This is a genomic window from Microbacterium sp. Bi128 (genome assembly GCF_918698205.1).
The window spans coordinates 1-2,044 of record NZ_CAKKMM010000925.1 but is presented as its reverse complement, the minus strand read 5'-3'; the positions used below and the strand labels follow the sequence as shown (position 1 = coordinate 2,044).

General features: G+C 69.3%; 2 protein-coding genes. One reads left to right on the top strand and one right to left on the bottom strand.

Annotated elements, in window-relative coordinates; translation table 11 throughout:
• Window positions 1-149: 149 nt before the first annotated feature.
• Window positions 150-1,373, bottom strand: a complete 1,224-nt coding sequence (locus tag LQV45_RS28075) for a carbamoyl-phosphate synthase large subunit (protein WP_230010206.1) — start codon at window positions 1,371-1,373, stop codon at window positions 150-152.
• Window positions 1,374-1,475: 102 nt separating this feature from the next.
• Here LQV45_RS28075 and LQV45_RS28070 point away from each other — a divergent pair.
• The coding region (locus tag LQV45_RS28070) for a circularly permuted type 2 ATP-grasp protein (protein ID WP_230010205.1) at window positions 1,476-2,044 on the top strand (569 nt) is incomplete at its 3' end.

The following is a 2,044-nucleotide window of genomic DNA, read 5'->3' as shown; positions in this document are numbered from 1 at the left end:
CTCGAGGACGCCCCCGCCCTCTACGAGATGTTCCAGAAGAAAGAGGACGGCGGCATCAAGGTGGTCCTCCGCCCCTGACCTTTCGCGTGAGGGGTCAATATTCGTCGCTGCGCGGCTCGCCAGGCGACAGTTCTTGACCCCTCACGCGCCTAGATGCGGCCGGCGTGGACCGACTCCAGGGACTCCGCGTCGGCGGGGGACATGCCGGGGATGGGCTCGCCGTTCCAGACGATGTCGTCGCCGAGGGCGGCGAGCACCTCTTTGCGGTCGCCGTGCGAGATCTTCGCGCCGTGCACGAGGGTCGCGGGGCTCCACAGCATCGCCGCACCGTCCCACCACCCGGCGCCGACGTCCCGCACGTGCAGCAGATCGTGCAGCGTCGTGGGCAGGTGCTTCAGCGGCTCGGTGAAGGCGTCCGCGAGGACCGCGAGCGTGATCTGGCGTTCCGTGCCGGGGATCGCCACGACCGTCTCTTCCACCGCCCCCTCGATCGCACGCGAGACGTCGTCGGCCTCGAGCAGGATGACGCCGTTCGTCGGCCGCGGGTTGCACTCGATGATCTTGTAGTCGGGCGCGGCCTCGGTGCCGTGGTCGACGAAGTCGAACGAGATCTGCCCCGTGAACCCCGGGTCGAGAGCGTCCACGAGCTGCTGCGTGTAGCGCAGCGTGTCGGTGCTGTCGACGGCGACGAACGCGATCGCGGTGCTGTGGGCCCACTGCTCGGCGGCCTTGTACGTGGTGTGGGCGGTCACGCGGCCGTCGACGACGACGCTGTACGTGCACACCATGGGGCCGTCCACGAACGGCTGCACCAGCCACGGCTGCTCGGGAGTGGGTACGCACTCCTCGACGGGGATCTTCCCCGCCAACGGGCCCGTGTTGGTGAGCAGCCCCACGCCGCCGCGCGAGAACGCCGCACGGGCGAAGTACCGGGGGAAGCGGTCGATCGCCTCGCGCAGCTCCGCGGGCGAGGTGACCACGACGGTCTCGGGGATGGGGACGTCGGCTTCCTGGGCCAGTCGCTGGAAGCTCGCCTTGTCGTGCAGGCGCGCGAGGTCGGCGAAGCTCCCCGCGTACAGCTCCACGCCCGCGGGCAGGTCGGCGACGCGGGCGGCGAGGTAGAAGACCTCCTCGAACGTCGGGATGATGACGTCGATGTCGTGCTCGCGCACATAGGCGTTCACCGTGTCGATGAAGGCATCCGTCGCGAACCGCGGTGACGGGGTGACGAGGTGGCCGGCGAGGAAACGCGAGTGGCTGCCCACCGCGCCCTCGTACGTGTCGCTGGCGAAGACCGTGTGGCCGACGCTGCCGAGCTTGCGGATGAGGTCGAGAGCGAACGTGTTGCGGGAACTGGTGACGAGCACGCGCATGGTGGGACCCCTGGTCGAGCCGGCAGATGTCGGGCCAGCCTAGCCAGCCGTCCCCGCGCGGGGGAAACACCTCCGCAACACGGGCGTGGGTAGGCTCGGGGCATGGGTGACCTGTTCGACGGTTACGGCTCCACGTTGGCGCCGCGCAAGACCGCATCCGGCATCCCGGCGTACGACGAGATGTTCGGTGTCCCGGCCACCCCCGGAGACGCGGCACCATCTCGAGAGGCGTATCGGGAGCTGTACCAGGCGTTGGCGAAGATGACGCAGGAAGAGCTCCGCGGGCGCACCGACTCGCTCGCCAGCTCGTATCTCGCCCAGGGCGTGACCTTCGACTTCGCCGGCGAGGAACGGCCCTTCCCCCTGGATGCCGTGCCCCGGGTGATCGCGTACGACGAGTGGTCGCGCATCGAAGCCGGGGTGAAGCAGCGCGTGCGGGCGCTGGAGGCGTTCCTCGACGACGCCTACGGCAATCAGCACTGCGTGCGCGATGGCATCCTGCCCGCGCGTCTGATCTCGTCGTCGCAGTACTTCTACCGCCAGGCTGCCGGCATCCGGAGCGCCAACGGTGTGCGCATCCAGGTGTCGGGCATCGACCTGATCCGCGACGAGCACGGCGAGATGCGGGTGCTCGAAGACAACGTGCGCGTGCCCTCCGGCGTCTCGTACGT

What these genes read in the sequence shown, in the direction of transcription:
- LQV45_RS28075 (WP_230010206.1), bottom strand. Translation starts at nt 1,373, where the DNA reads ATGCGCGTGCTCGTCACCAGTTCCCGCAACACGTTCGCTCTCGACCTC.